The following is a 16,134-nucleotide window of genomic DNA, read 5'->3' on the forward strand; positions in this document are numbered from 1 at the left end:
GTTGGCCTCGCCGGCGCCGATATGGGTGCCTGCAACATCCTGCCGCGCATCATAGGCTCCGGCCGCGCCGCCGAACTGCTCTATACCGGCCGTAGCATGAGCGCCGAAGAAGGCGAACGCTGGGGCTTCTTCAACCGGCTCGTTGTACCCGAACAGGTGCTGGCCGATGCGCAGGCGCTGGCCAGGGAGCTGAGCGACGGCCCGACCTTCGCGCATGGCATCACCAAGACCTGCCTGCACCAGGAATGGTCGATGGATCTCGATGCCGCCATCGAGGCCGAGGCCCAAGCGCAGGCGATCTGCATGCAGACGCAGGATTTCGCCCGCGCCTACCATGCCTTTGTCGCCAAGCAGAAGCCGGTCTTCGAGGGCAATTGAGATGGCGGACAAGACCTATCTGACCTGGCCGTTTTTCGAGGACCGTCACCGCGCGCTGGCCGCCGAGCTGCAGGCCTGGGCGAAGAAGCATGCCGCCCATCACGACGAAAGCGATGATATCGACGCCGTCTGCCGCGGCTTTGTCGCACGCCTCGGTGCGGCCGGCTTCCTCGGCCTGACCGTGCCGAAGGATGGCGGCGGCACGTACGACAAGCTGGAGGTGCGCAGCCTGGCGCTGGCGCGCGAAATCCTTGCCTATCATCATGGCCTGGCCGATTTCTCCTTTGTCATGCAGGGGCTCGGCTCGGGCCCGATCAGCCTGTTCGGCACGCCGGAGCAGAAGCAGCGCTGGCTGCCCGGCGTGGCACAGGGCACCCGCATTGCCGCCCTCGCCATGTCCGAACCCGATGCCGGCTCCGATGTCGCCGCTATCAGCACCGTGGCGGTGCCGGATGGACAGGGCTATCGGCTCAATGGCGTGAAGACCTGGATTTCCAATGGCGGCATTGCCGACCAGTACACCGTTGTCGCACGCTTAGGGGATGCGCCGGGTGCCAAGGGTCTTGCCATCTTCGTGGTCGAGGCCGGTACGCCGGGCTTCAGTGTGCCCGAGCGCATCGATGTGATCGCGCCGCATCCGCTCGGCCGGCTCGAATTCAAGGACTGTGTGATTCCCGCCGGCAACCTGATCGGCAAGCCCGGCGAAGGCTTCAAGATCGCCATGAGCAATCTCGATGTGTTCCGCTCCACCGTTGGCGCGGCAGCACTTGGCTTCGCACGACGGGCGCTGGATGAGGCACTGAAGCGCGTGCATGAGCGCAAGGTGTTCGATCAGAAGCTGGCCGATTACCAGCTCACCCAAGCCAAGATCGCCGACATGGCCACCGAGATCGACGCCTCGGCCCTGCTGATCTACCGCGCCGCCTGGACCAAGGATATGGGCGCCGCCCGCGTCACCCGCGAGGCCTCGATGGCCAAGATGTATGCCACCGAGGCCGCCCAGCGCGTGATCGATGCCGCCGTGCAGCTCTGGGGCGGCCTGGGCGTCACCCGCGGCGTCATGGTCGAAAGCCTGTATCGCGAAGTGCGCGCGTTGCGCATCTATGAAGGCACCACCGAGATCAACAAGCTGGTGATCGCCGGCCAGACCTATGCGGCCTTTGCGGACGAGGCCCAAGAATCGGATAAACGGGCATGAAGATTCTCGAACCGCTCAAGCTCAATGGCGTGACCCTGCCGAACCGCATCGCGGTGCCGGCGATGGTCACAAGGCTCTCGGGTGAAGACGGTTTCGTCAACCAGCCGATCATCGACCGCTATGTGCGCTATGCCCAGGGCCATGTCGGGCTCATCGTCGTCGAGGCGACGGCCGTGCACAGCAACAAGTCCGGGCCGTTGCTGCGGCTGTCGGACGATGAATTCATTCCCGGCCATCGCGACCTGGTCGATCAGGTGCACAGCACTTCTGACAGCAAGGTCGTGCCGCAGATCATCCATTTCCTCAAAGTGGCGCGCTCGGGCTGGCGCCAGACCATCGACAGCCTGTCCGAGGCCGATATCGAGCGCATCATCGAGGAATTCGGCCAGGCTGCCGCCCGCGCCCGCACCGCCGGCTATGACGGTGTCGAGCTGCATTCGGCCCATGCCTATACGCTGTCGTCCTTCCTGTCGCGCCGCAATCCGCGCCGCGACGACTTTGATGGCCGCACCCTGGAAGGCCGCCTCGCCATGTTCGGCCGGGTGATGGCCAGCGTGCGCCGCCATGTCGGCAAGGACTGGACCGTGGGCGTGCGCTTCCTCGCCGAAGAGGCGATCAAGGAAGGCTATACGGTTGAGGATGCCAAGCTGATCGCGCTGCGCATGGCACAGCTCGGCGTCGACTACATCTCGCTGTCGGTCGGCGGCAAGTTCGAGGATGCGGTGCATCGCGAGGGCCAGCCGCTCTATCCCTATACTGGCTATTCCGGCGACCGCTGCATGCCGGGCGACTGGTATCCGCCGCTGCCGCATGTCCATCTCGCCGCCGGCGTGAAGCAGTACATCAATTCCAAGGGCTTCACCGTGCCGGTGATCTCGGCCGGCAAGATCAGCGATCCGGTCGATGCCGAACGCCTGCTCCAGACCGGCCAGGCCGACATGATCGGCATGGCGCGCCAGCTGCTGGCCGATCCGGACTGGGTCAAGAAGGTGGAGCAAAAGCGCGGCGACCAGATCGTGCGCTGCATCTACTGCAATGTCTGCAAGCAGCTGGACGAGAATTTCAAGGAAGTGACCTGCTTCCTGTGGCCCAAGGGCCTGGTGCAGGCACCGGCCGATGCCACCGATGGCGCGGCACCGCAATGGCCCGAAGGCGGTGCCAAACTGGTCGCCACCGTCGACAAGGGCCAGGTCAAGCTGAGCTGGGCCAAGGCCGTGGCCGGTGCCGCGCCGATCGCCGGCTACAATGTCTATCGCGCCGAGGATGACGGCGCCGCCCATGTCACCGAGGCGGTCAAATCGACCAAGCACAGCGACAAGGTCGTGCTCGGCGGCCTGCGCTACACCTATTACGTCCGCGGCCATGATGCCGCCGGCCGTGCAACACCGCCGTCAGATGCGGTGCGTATCGACCTCCCCGTCCCGATCGCCGAACCCGTTGTGTCTTCTTCGTCCGAGGTTCGTCATGTCCCGCATTGAAACCCATATGCCCGCCGTTCACCAATTTGAACCATCCGCGCATGTCGACAGCTTCGCCCGCGACCACCTGCCGCCGCAGGAGCAGTGGCCGGTCATGCTGTGGGACATGCTGCCTGAGCTGAAGGCTTACCCCAAGCGCATGAATTGCGCCGCCGAACTGCTCGACAAGCAGGCCGCCATCCATGGCGACCGGCCGGTGATCTATTACAACGACGAGGTCTGGACCTACGCGAAGCTGCTGGAGGCCGCCAACCGCATCGCCCATGTGCTGGTGCAGGATTACGGCATCAAGCCGGGTAACCGCGTGCTGCTGCGCTCGCCCAACAACCCGATGTATGTCGCCTGCTGGTTCGCGGTAATGAAGGTGGGCGCCATCGCGGTGGCCACGATGCCGCTGTATCGCTGGCGCGAACTTACCTTCATGACCGAGAAGGCCGAGATCGAAGTGGCGATCTGCGACTGGCGCCTGCGCGGCGAAATGGAAACCACGCTGCGCGAGTCCAAGCATCTCAAGCGCATCTGCTATTTCTACAGCGAAGGCGTGGCGGATTCACTCGAAGCCCGCATGGCGACGAAGCCGACACAGTTTGAAACTCTCGATACCGCCTGGGACGATGTCTGCCTGATCGCCTTCACCTCGGGCACCACCGGTCCGGCCAAGGGCTGCATGCATTTCCATCGCGACGTGATGGCGATCTGCGACACCTTCAACCGCTATGTGCTGCGGCCGACCAAGGAGGATGTCTTCACCGGCAGCCCGCCACTGGCCTTCACCTTCGGCCTTGGCGCTCTGGTCACCTTCCCCATGCATGTCGGCGCCAGCACCGTGCTGGTCGAGCAGTACACGCCGCAGAAGATGCTGGAAACCATCCAGGCCAAAAAGGTCTCGGTGCTGTTCACTGCACCGACGGCCTATCGCGCCATGATCGACCTGGCCAAGGACTTCGACCTGTCCTCGCTGAAAAAAGGTGTCTCGGCCGGCGAGACCCTGCCGCTCGCCACCTGGCAGGGCTGGTATGACGCCACTGGCGTCAAGCTGATCGATGGCCTGGGCGGCACCGAGATCCTGCATATCTTCATCACCTCCGAAGGTGACGGCATCCGCCCCGGCGCCACCGGCAAGCCGATCCCGGGCTATGAAGCCGCGATCTTCGACAAGGATGGCAATCGCGTGCCGCCGGGCACCGTCGGCCGCCTGGCGATCCGCGGGCCGGTCGGCTGTCGCTATCTCGACAACCCGGAACGCCAGACCGCCTATGTGCAGCAGGGCTGGAATTTCACCGGCGATGCGTACATGTGTGACGAGGATGGCTATTATTGGTATCAGGCGCGCGCCGACGACATGATCGTTTCAGCCGGCTACAACATTTCCGGTCCCGAAGTTGAGTCCGTCCTGCTGATGCATCCGATGGTGCAGGACTGCGCCGTGGTCGCCGCGCCCGATGGCGAACGCGGTCAGGTGGTGAAGGCCTATATCGTGCTGCGCGACAAGACCAAGGCGGCACCGCAGACGGTGAAGCTGCTGCAGGATTTCGTGAAGGCCGAGATCGCGCCTTACAAGTATCCGCGCCAGATCGAGTTCATTGAAACCCTGCCGCGCACCGAAAGCGGCAAGGTGCAGCGCTTCGTGCTGCGCAAGCAGGCCGCCGAAGCCAAGGCCTGAGACTGCGCGATCGACTGGCGCAAAAGTGCAAGTTTCCCTCCGCTGCGTCCATTGGATGCCGTGAGGGAAAGGGTAAGCTGTTAAAAGGCCATATCTTGCGCCGATGGAGGCTCTCGCATGCATCATAATGCTTGCGAGGCCGGAAACCGGCACTATAGTACCTACTCGATAATAAACGGAGGAAATGCCGCGGGGCCATATTGTGCGGTATGCGAACGATCGCAAAGCACAAGACCAGCAGCATCCTCCGATGACCCGCCCCTAAGCCGCAGCATAGCAGCGAAGGTCGGTTTGGACGTGTCGTGCAAGCGTAGAGTACAGTGCGTTTACAGGGGCATGCGCCGCCATCTTTCGCAGGCGGCAGGGGCCAAAACAGTGACAAGCGATGGGCCGGATCAGCCGGCACCGCGCAGGGAGAGGAGACCACCAATGAAGTTTTCAACCGTCCTGAGTCTGACCAGCGCGCTCGCGCTTGCGGCCGTGCCCTTCGTGGCACAGCCCGCAGCCGCCCAGGCCAAGAAGATCAAGATCGGCTTCGTCACCACCCTGTCGGGCCCGAATGCCGCCATCGGCGTCGACATGAAGAACAGCGTCGAGCTGGCACTCGATCATCTGGGTCGCAAGATGGGCGGCATCCCCGTCGAGGTGATCTACGAAGACGACGAGCAGAAGCCGGAAGTCGGCAAGCAGAAGACCGAAAAGCTGATGCAGCGCGACAAGGTCGATTTTGTCGCCGGCTATATCTGGTCGAACGTGCTGCTGGCTTCCTACAAGACGGTCGTCGATGAGAAGACGTATCTCATCAGCGCCAATGCCGGCCCCTCGCCGCTGGCCGGCGAGCAGTGCAATCCCTATTTCTTCGCCGCCTCCTGGCAGAACGACCAGAACACCATGGCTGCCGGCGAGCTGCTGAACCAGAAGGGCATCAAGTCGCTCTATATCGTGGCGCCGAACTACGCCGCCGGCCAGGACATGGCCAACGGCGTGAAGTCCACCTTCAAGGGCCAGGTGGTCGGCCAGGACATGACCAAGTGGCCTGACCAGCTCGACTTCTCGGCCGAGATCTCGAAGATCCGCGCCGCCAAGCCGGGCGCCGTCTTCGTGTTCTTCCCCGGCCGCGCCGGCGTGCAGTTCTTCCAGCAGTACAGCCAGGCTGGCCTGAAGAAGGACATTCCGCTCTACACCACCTTCACGGTCGACGCGATCACGCTGAAACTGCAGAAGGATCTGACGCTGGATACCTACCAGACCCTGTGGTGGGCGCCGGATCTGCCCTATGCCGCCAACCAGAAGTTCGTCGGCGACTTCAAGAAGAAGCACAAGGACACGCCCTCCTTCTACGGCGCGCAGTCCTATGACACGATCAACCTGATCGCCTCGGCCGTGACTGCCACCAAGGGCAAGGTGTCCGACAAGGCAGCCGTCGGCGCTGCGCTGAAGGCCGCCAAGTTCGACTCGGTGCGCGGCCCGATGAAGTTCGGCAAGAACAACTTCCCGATCCACAATGTCTACCAGCAGGAAGTCTACAAGGTGTCGGACACCGAGTATGACATCCGCACGGTCAGCACGGTCTACACCGACCTGGTTGACCCCTATGCTGCCAAGTGCACGATGAAATAAGCAGCATTTGACCTGCAAAACAGCGGGGCGCCGACATCAACCGGCGCCCCGTTTTCATATCGATCCCGATATCCTCCCCGGTGTCAGACTTCGATTGCCTCGCAAGGTATTTGATGCTTAAAATATCTCAACGGGGGACTCCCAAGGGCTTGCAATACAAACGCTGTATGGCGGCGGTGCATCGCTTGATGGGCCGCTCCGCAGGCATGTCACTGAAGGAGACACAAACGATGCGTTCCAGCTTCAAGACCCTTACCCTGCTTGCCACGGCCCTGACGGCGCTGCCGTTCATCGCCGATGACGCCGCGGCCCAGGCCGCGAAGAAAGTCAAGATCGGCTTCGTCACCACGCTCTCGGGCCCCAATGCGGCCTATGGCCAGGACATGAAGAACGCCTTTGAACTGGCGCTCGATCATATGGGCCGCAAGATGGGCGGCATCCCCGTCGAGGTGATCTACGAAGACGACGAGCAGAAGCCGGAAGTCGGCAAGCAGAAGACCGAGAAGCTGTTGCAGCGCGACAAGGTCGATTTCGTTGCCGGCTATATCTGGTCGAACGTCCTGCTGGCCTCTTACAAGCCGGTGCTGGACGAGAAGACCTTCCTGATCAGCGCCAATGCCGGCCCTTCCCAGTTGGCTGGCGAAGGCTGCAGCCCGTATTTCTTCGCCGCCTCCTGGCAGAACGACCAGAACCACATGGCCGTGGGCGAGGTGCTGAACCAGAAGGGCGTGAAGTCGCTCTACATGGTGGCGCCGAACTATGCCGCCGGTGTCGATGGCACCAATGGCGTGAAGTCGCTGTTCAAGGGCCAGGTGGTCGGCCAGGACATGACCAAGTGGCCCGACCAGCTCGATTTCTCGGGTGAGATTTCCAAGATCCGCGCCGCCAAGCCGCAGGCGGTCTATGTGTTCTTCCCCGGCCGAGCCGGCGTGCAGTTCTTCCAGCAATACAGCCAGGCCGGCCTGAAGAACGACATCCCGGTCTATTCCGCCTTCACCATCGATGCGGTGACGCTGAAGCTGCAGAAGGACCTTGTGCTCGATACCTATCTGACCTCGACCTGGGGCACCGACCTGCCCTATGCCGCAAACCAGAAATTCGTCACCTACTACAAGAAGAAGTACAAGGAAACGCCGGCCTTCTACGGTGCCCAGGCCTATGACGCCGCCAATCTGATCGGCAGCGCCGTGGTCGCCACCAAGGGCAACCTGAAGGACAAGGCGGCGGTCGGCGCCGCGCTGAAGGCGGCGAAGTTCGATTCCGTGCGTGGCCCGTTCAAGTTCGGCAACAACAACTTCCCGATCCAGAACGTCTACCAGCAGGAAGCCTACAAGACGGCCGATGGCGGTTATGACCTGCGCACGATCAGCACCGTGCTGACCGCGCATCAGGATCCGCACGCCGCCAAGTGCAAGATGTAAATCAAGACCCGCAACCGGTGCGCTCCGGGAGACTGGAGCGCACCATTCTGACCAGAGTGCCCGCCCGACCATGCTGCTTATCTTCGAGCAATTCCTCAACGGCCTGCAGATCGGCCTGCTGCTGTTCCTCCTGGCTGCCGGGCTGACGCTGGTTTTCGGCATCATGGATCTGGTGAATCTGGCGCACGGCTCGCTCTACATGATGGGCGCCTTCTTCGCCGCGGTTTTCACCGAGTGGACCGGCAACTTCTTCCTCGGCGCGCTGCTGGCGCTGCCGGCCGGTGCATTGCTTGGAATCGTGGTCGAAGTGATCGCGCTGCGCACGCTCTATACCCGCGACCACCTCGATCAGGTGCTGGCCACCTTCGGCCTGATCCTGTTCTTCAACGAGCTGGCCCGCGTGATGTTCGGCGTCGGCGGCATGACCATCGAGATGCCGGAATGGCTCAAGGGCCAGATCGAGGTGTTGCCTGGCCTGCCCTACCCGTCCTACCGCTTCCTGATCATCGTGGTCGGCCTGGTCTGTGCCGGCTTCCTCTATGTGCTGGTGCAGCGCACCCGGCTCGGCATGCTGATCCGCGCCGGCGCCTCAAACCGGGAAATGGTCGGCGCCCTGGGCATCGACATCAAGCTGCTGTTCACGCTGGTCTTCGGCCTGGGCTCGGCGCTCGCAGCCCTGGCCGGCCTGATGGCCGGGCCGGTCACCACCGTGCAGATCGGCATGGGTGACAACATCCTGATCCTGGCACTGGTGGTCATCGTGATCGGCGGCATCGGCTCGATCCGCGGTGCCTTCATCGCCGCCATCGCCATCGGCATCATCGACACGATGGGCCGTGCCTTCCTGCCCAATATCCTCAGCACCGTGCTGACGCCTTCAGAGGCCGGCACGCTGGCCACCGCGCTGTCGTCGATGCTGATCTATATCCTGATGGCCGCCGTGCTGGTGTTGCGTCCTGCCGGGCTGTTCCCCGCCCCGGGCCGCTGAGGAGTATTGTTCGTGTCGTCCGTATCCATGCCTGCTGCTTCCGCCGCGTCTGCCCGACTCACCACCATCGTCGGCCTTGCCCTGCTCGGCTTCCTCGGCCTTGTGCCCGTAATGGCCGTGGCCTTCGACGATCCCTTCCTGCTCACACTGTTCACCCGCATCGTCATCATGGCGATCGCGGCCGTCAGCCTGAACCTGATCCTCGGCTATGGCGGCCTGGTCAGCTTCGGCCATGCCGCCTATATCGGCATCGGCGGCTATACGGTCGGCATCCTGGCCTTTCACGGCGTGCATTCGGCCTGGATCCAGTGGCCGCTGGCGGTGCTGATCTCGGGCGTGGTGGCCATGCTGATCGGTCTGCTGTCGCTGCGCACCAAGGGCATCTTCTTCATCATGATCACCCTGGCGCTGTCGCAGCTGGTCTACTATCTCGGCAACGGCGCCTTCGCCTATGGCGGCGACGATGGCCTCAACATCATCAAGCGCTCGGATTTCGGCGGCCTGATCAACCTCGATCATCGCCCCAGCTTCTATTACCTGTGCTGGGTGATCCTGGGGGCCACGATCTATCTGTGCCATCGTGCGGTGAATTCGCGCTTCGGCATGGTGCTGCAGGGTGCCAAGTCGAATGACCGCCGCATGGCTACCATCGGCTTTCCGGTGCATCGCTACCGCCTCACCGCCTTTATCATTGCCGGCATGGTCTGCGGCCTGGCCGGTGTGCTGACCGCCACCTTCACCAATTTCATCAGCCCGGCGATGATGCACTGGAGCCGCTCGGGCGATCTCATCGTCATGGTGGTGCTCGGCGGCATGGGCAGCCTGTTCGGCCCGCTGTTCGGCACGGTCGCCTTCCTGCTGCTGGAAGAAATCCTCTCCAGCTGGACTGAATATTGGAAGATCGTCTTCGGCCCGATCCTGGTGCTGGTGGTGATCTTTGCGCGCGGCGGCATCGATGGCGCCCTACTGCGCGGCCAGGCCGGTATCCTGATGGCGGGCTGCGCCGGCTTCTTCCTGCTCTATGGCATCCACAGCGCCTATGAAAGCGCATGGCTGATCCCGACCGCGATCCTGATCGCATCTTTCATGCTGGTCTGGCTGGCGAAATGGCTGGCCGGCAAACGCATGGCAACACAGGAGCACGGCCATGTCTGAACCCGTGCTCAAGGTTGCCAACCTGGTCAAGCGTTTCGGCGGCCTCACGGCCACCGACAACCTGTCGCTCGATCTGCGCGAGGGCGAAATCCATGCGGTGATCGGCCCCAACGGTGCCGGCAAGACCACGATGATCGGCCAGCTGATCGGCGAACTGCGCCCCGATGCCGGCAGCATTCATTTCATGGGCCGCGACATCACCGCGATGCCGGTGCATCTGCGCTCGGCGCTCGGCATCGCCCGCTCGTTCCAGATCACCTCGATCTTCCCGAACTTCAGCGCGCAGGATAACGTCGCCTTCGCCGTCCAGGCGCATGACGGTCATTCCTTCCGCTTCTGGGCCGATGCCCGCAAGGACCAGACCCTGCGCCAGCCGGCCATGGCGGCACTGGAACTGGTCGGCCTCGGCCATCGCGCCGATATCACCGCCAGCGCGCTGAGCCATGGCGAGCACCGCCAGCTCGAGATCGCCATGGCCCTGGCGACGAAACCGAAACTGCTGCTGCTGGACGAGCCGATGGCCGGCATGGGGCCGGAAGATTCCGCCCGCATGGTCACCATGCTGCAGAAGCTGAAAGGCAGCGTGACGATCCTTCTGATTGAGCATGACATGGATGCGGTCTTTGCCCTGGCCGACCGCATCACCGTGCTGGTCTATGGCCACAGCATCGCCACCGGCCTGCCGGACGACATCCGCCGCAACGAGCAGGTCCGCCAGGCCTATCTCGGCGACGAAGCGGAGGCCGTGTGATGACCGACCTGCTCAGCGTCGAAAATATTGACACCTTCTATGGCCGCAGCCAGGTGCTGTTTGGCATGTCGCTCAGCATCAAGGCCGGTGAAGTGGTCACCCTGATGGGCCGCAACGGCATGGGCAAGACCACCACGATCCGCTCGATCATGGGCATGACCCCGGCGGCGCGCGGCCGCATTGCCTTCCGCTCGGCCGATATCCGCGGCCTGCCGTCCTACCGCGTCGCCAAGATCGGCGTCGGCCTGGTGCCCGAGGGCCGACAGATTTTCCCCAACCTCTCGGTGAAAGAAAACCTGATCGCTACTGCCGCCAATCGTAGCGGCACCGCGCAGCCCTGGAGCTACGAGCGGGTGATCGAACTGTTTCCCCGCCTGGCCGAGCGTGCCGGCAATATGGGCAACCAGCTGTCGGGCGGCGAGCAGCAGATGCTGGCCGTCGGCCGCGCCCTGATGACCAATCCGCATCTGTTGATCCTGGATGAGGCCACCGAGGGTCTGGCACCCTTGATTCGCTTGGAAATCTGGCAATGCCTCGAGCGATTGAAGCAGGCCGGCCAAGCCATCCTGGTTGTGGATAAGAATGTCGGGGCGCTGACCAAGCTGGCCAACCGCCACTATGTGATCGAAAAGGGCCGCGTGGTCTGGCAGGGCGATTCCGCCGCGCTGCAGGCGGCGCCGGATATCCAGCACCGCTATCTCGGCATCTGACCGCTACGCAGGAATTTCATAAGCAAACCCGTGGACAGCGCCGCGCCCGCGCCGCAAAGTAGGCACCGCGCGGGCCTGTGATCGGGGGAGAACGGCCGGCGCCGAGGGGAGCCGGCGTGTATCACGACGATCTGCACCAGGCAGCGGAATACGCCCATGCGGCAGTCGCCAGCATGACGCGGTTTTCGATTCCGCCAACCCCGATCAATTTCACCATCTGGTACGAATATCACGCCGGCCGCGATCCGGCGCTCAGCCGCGCGATCGACAGCCTGCTCGGCGCCAATACGTCGTTTACGCCCGACACCACGCTGCAGCTCTACGAGGAATTCCTCAACCCGGCCCGCATGCTGCGCGCGTCGCGCGAGACCACCGAGAAGCTGCAGGAAGCGATGGACGAGCTGCGCAACTTCATCGGCGCCGCCGAGGAAGACACCCGCACCTACGGCGACAAGCTGGAGGATTTCTCCGACAGCCTCGACAAGCATGGCCATGCTCCCGCCTTCGGCTCGCTGGTTGGCGCCATGCTGCAGGAAACCCGCAGCATGCAGGAGCGCAACCAGTCGCTGGAAGATCGCCTGGCCGAAACCACGGCCGAGGTGCAGCAGCTGCGCGAGCATTTCGAGCAGGCGCGTCGTGAGTCGCTGTCGGACTCCCTCACCGGCCTCGCCAACCGCAAGAATTTCGAGCAGACGCTCACCCTGTTCAGCAAAGCGGCGCAGGACAGCGGCGATCCGCTGGCACTGATGCTGCTCGATATCGACCATTTCAAACTGTTCAACGACCGCCATGGCCACCAGACCGGCGATACGGTGCTGCAGCTGGTCGCCCGCACGCTGAGCGACAATGTGAAGGGCCAGGATCTGGCCGCGCGCTATGGTGGCGAGGAATTCGCGCTGCTGCTGCCGCGCACCCGCGCCGACCAGGCGGTGAAGCTGGGCGACAACATCCGCGCCCTGATCGCCACCCGCAAACTGGTCAAGCGCAACTCCGGCGAGGCGCTCGGCCGCATCACGGTATCGGCCGGCGTGGCCGAATATCGCCCCGGCGAGTCACTCAGCAGTTTCGTCCAGCGCGCCGATGCCGCGCTGTATGGCGCCAAGCGCGAGGGCCGCAACCGCGTGGTTGCCGCAACGGAAGCCCTTACCCTTACGGAGACGGTTCTCCGTTCCTGACAAATCGGCTAGCGTTGCTCCCAATAAGGGAGAGAAACGCATGGCCTGGAATACGCTCATCGTCGACAAGCGCGACGGCATCGCCACCATCACGCTGAACCGGCCCGACCGGCTCAATGCGCTGAACAGCGAATTGATGACCGAACTGGGCAAGGCGCTCGACGAGATCGACGCCGATGCCGCCATGCGCTGCCTGCTGCTGACCGGTGCCGGGCGCGGCTTCTGCTCCGGCGCCGATCTGGCCAGCGGCGATCTCAACAATGACGGCGGCATGCCTGATCTGGGCAAAGCGCTGCATGACAAATACCATCCGGTGATCCGCCGGCTGGCCGCCTACCGCATGCCGGTGGTCTGCGCCGTGAACGGTCCGGCCGCCGGCGCCGGCATGAGCCTGGCGCTGACCGGCGACATCGTGATCGCCGCGCAATCCGCCACCTTCCTGCAGGCCTTTGCCAATATCGGCCTGGTGCCCGATGCCGGCAGCACCTATTTCCTGCCGCGCCTGGCCGGCACCGCGCGCGCGCTCGGCCTCACCATGCTGGGCGAGAAACTGCCAGCCGAAACTGCTGCTGCATGGGGCCTGATCTGGCAATGCGTACCCGACGAAGAGTTGATGCCGGCGGCCATGAAGGTGGCGACCAAATTCGCCACGGGGCCGACGGTTGGCCTGGCGCAGATCCGCAAACTGATCCGCCAGTCAGCCACCAACGGGCTGGATGCCCAGCTGGAGGCCGAGCGCGAGGCCCAGGTGGTGGCCGGCCGCACCCGCGACTTCATCGAGGGCGTCACCGCCTTCCTGCAGAAGCGCGCCGCCAAGTTCAGCGGCAAATAATGACGCCGCAGGAGATTGCCGACACCATCGGCAAAGCCGCCGCAGACCGCGACCTTGCCGCCCGCAAGCTGGGCATGCAGCTGATCGCGATGGGGCCGGGCCGCTGCGTGCTGCAGATGACGGTGCAGCCCGACATGGTGAACAGCCATGGCACCTGCCATGGCGGCATGATCTTCACGCTGGCCGATTCGGCCTTCGGCTATGCCTGCAACAGCTTCAACCGCAATGCCGTCGCGCAGCAGTGCGACATCACCTTCCTGAAACCCGTGGCCGTCGGCACGCTGCTGACCGCCACCGCCGAACTGCGCGAGACGGCGGGCCGCAGCAGCGTCTATGACATGACCGTACGCGATGCGGCCGGCGATACGGTTGCGCTGTTCCGCGGCCTGTCGCGCGAAGTCAGCGGCGCAACCATTCCCAATCTCGGGGGCTAGCGATGGGCAAGCTGAATACGGAGCCGAACCTCGCCGATGGCGATGCGGTTTATGCCGCGCTGGTGAAGATGACAGAAGGCATGGACGATACTGCTGCGATGAAGGCGATGGCGAAGCTGGTGCTGCTGCTCGCCAACCATGTCGGCGACGACGCGGTGCTCAACGAGGCAATGACGATTGCGCGGGGAAAGGCCTAAACAGGCACCCCAGATTCTGCAATGGACAATGAAAATTGCTGCCGATATAGCTCTACCATCTAATAACCTGTAGCAGGTTCTGTATGTGGCGCATCATCATTGCAGCACTAATCTTTGTCGCTCCGATTGCACAAGCTCAGACAATTCATGTGCCCGAAGGATATGTCCTCCAGGAACTTCGCCCGACCGGAGGCCAAATCGCTAAACCGGCCAATTGGCAATATCATGATTTCGCCGGCTCGAATGGTTGGACATGGATCATCGCCGCCAGTGACCCGACGAAATGGTATGACATCGGTTGGCGCACACAATTATTGATTGGCGTGGAGAGCGGAACCAAACGGCCCCGCGCAGACTTCGTCAGAAATTTCATAAATCAGAAGCGTACGACTGGTCAGGTTCTGCGCGATTGTCCGCAGTCCGATCAGGGTGATTTCTTCCTCATCTGCTTGGAAACCATAGAGACTTTAAAAACTCCGAGCGGAGAACGTCGCTTTCACATTCTTTATTCAGTGTTCTGGGGCAAGCAGATGGACATGGTCTATGTCACCACAAGCGGAGCTCCCGAAGAGGATTGGGAAACAGCTCGCCCTGCTTTCGAGGTTATGCGCAACTTCATTATCATTGGCGCTGATTTTGCCAATAAGGGAACATCCGGGAAGCAGTAAGGCCGGTTAACGGTAGCGCCGCGCGGCGCCCAGGGTGATGCGGCGCGACGATGGCGGGATGGCCGCCTTCTCCGCCTTGGCGACATCCAGCGCCGTTTTGCCCCAGGCAACCGCCTCTGCGGCATTGTCGATCAGCTCAGCCGGCAGCTTCCAGTAGCTCATCTGCACCGGCTTGCCCTTGCTGTCATAGACAAACGGGCCGCAGCCGCGCGCCTCGAAGGCTTTTTTGCCTTCGGCATCGGCCTTGAGATAGACGGTGTCGTCCGCGACCAAGGCAAACATCAGGCCGCGCGAATAGACCCCGGTGCCGCCGAACATCGGGCGCAGGGTCACGCCGCCCAGGGGGGCGAACAGCTCCTGAATGAAGGCGGTGAAATCGCGACTCGCAGGCATGGCGGGCAAGATAGCCAAGCCGGCGTCCAGGGCCAAGCGGGCTTTGCAGCCTGCGACAAAAAATGCCGCAGGCCGGACCAATCCGGACCTGCTGCGCTACGGCCTTACTGCTCCACAAACGCCTTTTCGATCACATACTGGCCGGCGCCGGTGGTGGAGCCTTCCTGCCACTTCAGGCCATCCAGCATGTCGCGCATCTCGGCCAGCATGGCCGGGCTGCCACAGAGCATGATGCGGTCGGTTTCGATATTCAGCGGCGGCAGGCCGAGATCGGCGAACAGCTTGCCCGAGCGGATCAGGTCGGTCACGCGGCCCTGGTTGCGGAAGGCCTCGCGGGTCACGGTCGGGTAGTAGACCAGCTTGTCCTTCACCATTTCGCCGATGAACTCGTTCTCCGGCAGCTCCTTGGTGATGAAATCCGCATAGGCCAGCTCGCCCATGGTGCGCACACCATGCACCAGCACGATCTTGTCGAACCGCTCATAGGCATCCGGGTCCTTGATGATCGACATGAAGGGCGCGAGGCCTGTGCCGGTGGAGAGCAAATACAGCGTCCTGGCCGGCGTCAGGTTGTCCTGCAGCAGGGTGCCGGTCGCCTTCTTGCCGACGATGATTTTGTCGCCAACCTTGAGATGCTGCAGCCGTGAAGTCAGCGGGCCGTCCGGCACCTTGATCGAGAGGAATTCGAGAAACTCCTCGTAATTCGAGCTGACCATCGAATAGGCGCGCAGCAGCGGCTTGTTGTCGACGATCAGCCCGATCATGGCGAACTGGCCGTTGATGAAGCGGAAGCTCGGCTCGCGCGTCGTCTTGAAGGTGAACAGCGTGTCGGTCCAGTGATGCACATAGGTCACCGTCTCCTCGCGCAGATTGCCGCCCGGCTTGAGCAGCGGATGCGAGGGCGCAGGCGAAACGGCGGCAGCGGCGGCGGAAGACGTCATGGCTCAGGAATCCGATTTCTCTGAATCAGCATTGGGGGGCAGCGCGGCAATACAGCAGCGATGCCGGGAACTCACGACCTAAATCATATGTGTACATATAATATGATCCTGCCGCCTTGAACAGCGGATATT

General features: G+C 62.9%; 17 protein-coding genes. 15 read left to right on the plus strand and 2 right to left on the minus strand.

Annotated features, from left to right (window positions below):
* The 15 genes from AAG799_RS18050 to AAG799_RS18120 all read left to right on the plus strand — a co-directional run.
* On the plus strand, positions 1-378 hold a 378-nt coding region (locus tag AAG799_RS18050; protein WP_341898122.1), incomplete at its 5' end, for an enoyl-CoA hydratase-related protein.
* Position 379: 1 nt separating this feature from the next.
* Positions 380-1,576 (plus strand): acyl-CoA dehydrogenase family protein, encoded by a 1,197-nt coding sequence (locus AAG799_RS18055; protein WP_341898123.1) that lies wholly within the window; start codon positions 380-382, stop codon positions 1,574-1,576.
* Positions 1,573-3,054, plus strand: a complete 1,482-nt coding sequence (locus AAG799_RS18060; protein WP_341898125.1) for an NADH:flavin oxidoreductase — start codon at positions 1,573-1,575, stop codon at positions 3,052-3,054. Before AAG799_RS18055 ends, AAG799_RS18060 begins: the two co-directional genes overlap by 4 nt.
* Entirely contained in the window at positions 3,041-4,717 is a 1,677-nt protein-coding gene (locus tag AAG799_RS18065) for an AMP-binding protein (RefSeq protein ID WP_341898127.1), read from the plus strand. The genes AAG799_RS18060 and AAG799_RS18065 overlap by 14 nt, the downstream gene beginning before the upstream one ends.
* Before the next feature lie 429 nt (positions 4,718-5,146).
* Complete coding sequence (locus AAG799_RS18070; RefSeq protein WP_341898128.1) at positions 5,147-6,337, plus strand: ABC transporter substrate-binding protein; 1,191 nt, start codon at positions 5,147-5,149, stop codon at positions 6,335-6,337.
* A gap of 230 nt (positions 6,338-6,567) precedes the next feature.
* Positions 6,568-7,758 (plus strand): ABC transporter substrate-binding protein, encoded by a 1,191-nt coding sequence (locus AAG799_RS18075; protein WP_341898130.1) that lies wholly within the window; start codon positions 6,568-6,570, stop codon positions 7,756-7,758.
* Positions 7,759-7,828: 70 nt separating this feature from the next.
* Positions 7,829-8,746, plus strand: coding sequence for a branched-chain amino acid ABC transporter permease (locus tag AAG799_RS18080; protein WP_341898131.1), 918 nt, complete (start codon positions 7,829-7,831; stop codon positions 8,744-8,746).
* A 12-nt stretch (positions 8,747-8,758) separates the two neighbouring features.
* Positions 8,759-9,901: a branched-chain amino acid ABC transporter permease gene (locus AAG799_RS18085; protein ID WP_341898133.1), complete on the plus strand. Its 1,143-nt coding sequence runs from the start codon at positions 8,759-8,761 to the stop codon at positions 9,899-9,901.
* Complete coding sequence (locus AAG799_RS18090; RefSeq protein ID WP_341898134.1) at positions 9,894-10,652, plus strand: ABC transporter ATP-binding protein; 759 nt, start codon at positions 9,894-9,896, stop codon at positions 10,650-10,652. Before AAG799_RS18085 ends, AAG799_RS18090 begins: the two co-directional genes overlap by 8 nt.
* Before the next feature lie 8 nt (positions 10,653-10,660).
* Positions 10,661-11,362 carry an ABC transporter ATP-binding protein gene (locus tag AAG799_RS18095; RefSeq protein ID WP_341898145.1) on the plus strand — a complete coding sequence of 234 codons (702 nt, stop codon included), beginning with the start codon at positions 10,661-10,663 and terminating at the stop codon, positions 11,360-11,362.
* 116 nt (positions 11,363-11,478) lie between these two features.
* Complete coding sequence (locus AAG799_RS18100; RefSeq protein WP_341898135.1) at positions 11,479-12,537, plus strand: diguanylate cyclase; 1,059 nt, start codon at positions 11,479-11,481, stop codon at positions 12,535-12,537.
* Between the two features lie 40 nt (positions 12,538-12,577).
* A complete protein-coding gene (locus AAG799_RS18105) occupies positions 12,578-13,369 on the plus strand; it encodes an enoyl-CoA hydratase-related protein (protein ID WP_341898136.1) in 792 nt (263 codons plus the stop codon).
* Positions 13,369-13,803: a hydroxyphenylacetyl-CoA thioesterase PaaI gene (gene paaI, locus AAG799_RS18110; RefSeq protein WP_341898138.1), complete on the plus strand. Its 435-nt coding sequence runs from the start codon at positions 13,369-13,371 to the stop codon at positions 13,801-13,803. The genes AAG799_RS18105 and paaI overlap by 1 nt, the downstream gene beginning before the upstream one ends.
* A 2-nt stretch (positions 13,804-13,805) precedes the next feature.
* Positions 13,806-14,000, plus strand: coding sequence for a DUF2783 domain-containing protein (locus tag AAG799_RS18115; protein WP_341898140.1), 195 nt, complete (start codon positions 13,806-13,808; stop codon positions 13,998-14,000).
* An 83-nt stretch (positions 14,001-14,083) separates the two neighbouring features.
* On the plus strand, positions 14,084-14,668 hold the full coding sequence (locus AAG799_RS18120) for a hypothetical protein (RefSeq protein WP_341898142.1): 585 nt from the start codon (positions 14,084-14,086) through the stop codon (positions 14,666-14,668).
* Between the two features lie 6 nt (positions 14,669-14,674).
* On the opposite strand, the gene AAG799_RS18125 is transcribed toward AAG799_RS18120, so the two are convergent.
* Complete coding sequence (locus AAG799_RS18125) at positions 14,675-15,061, minus strand: TfoX/Sxy family protein (RefSeq protein WP_341898143.1); 387 nt, start codon at positions 15,059-15,061, stop codon at positions 14,675-14,677.
* Positions 15,062-15,165: 104 nt separating this feature from the next.
* Entirely contained in the window at positions 15,166-16,002 is an 837-nt protein-coding gene (locus AAG799_RS18130; RefSeq protein WP_341898144.1) for a ferredoxin--NADP reductase, read from the minus strand.
* Positions 16,003-16,134 lie beyond the last annotated feature (132 nt).

Source organism: Ferrovibrio terrae (assembly GCF_943371255.1).
In the GTDB taxonomy this organism is placed as follows: domain Bacteria; phylum Pseudomonadota; class Alphaproteobacteria; order Ferrovibrionales; family Ferrovibrionaceae; genus Ferrovibrio; species Ferrovibrio terrae_B.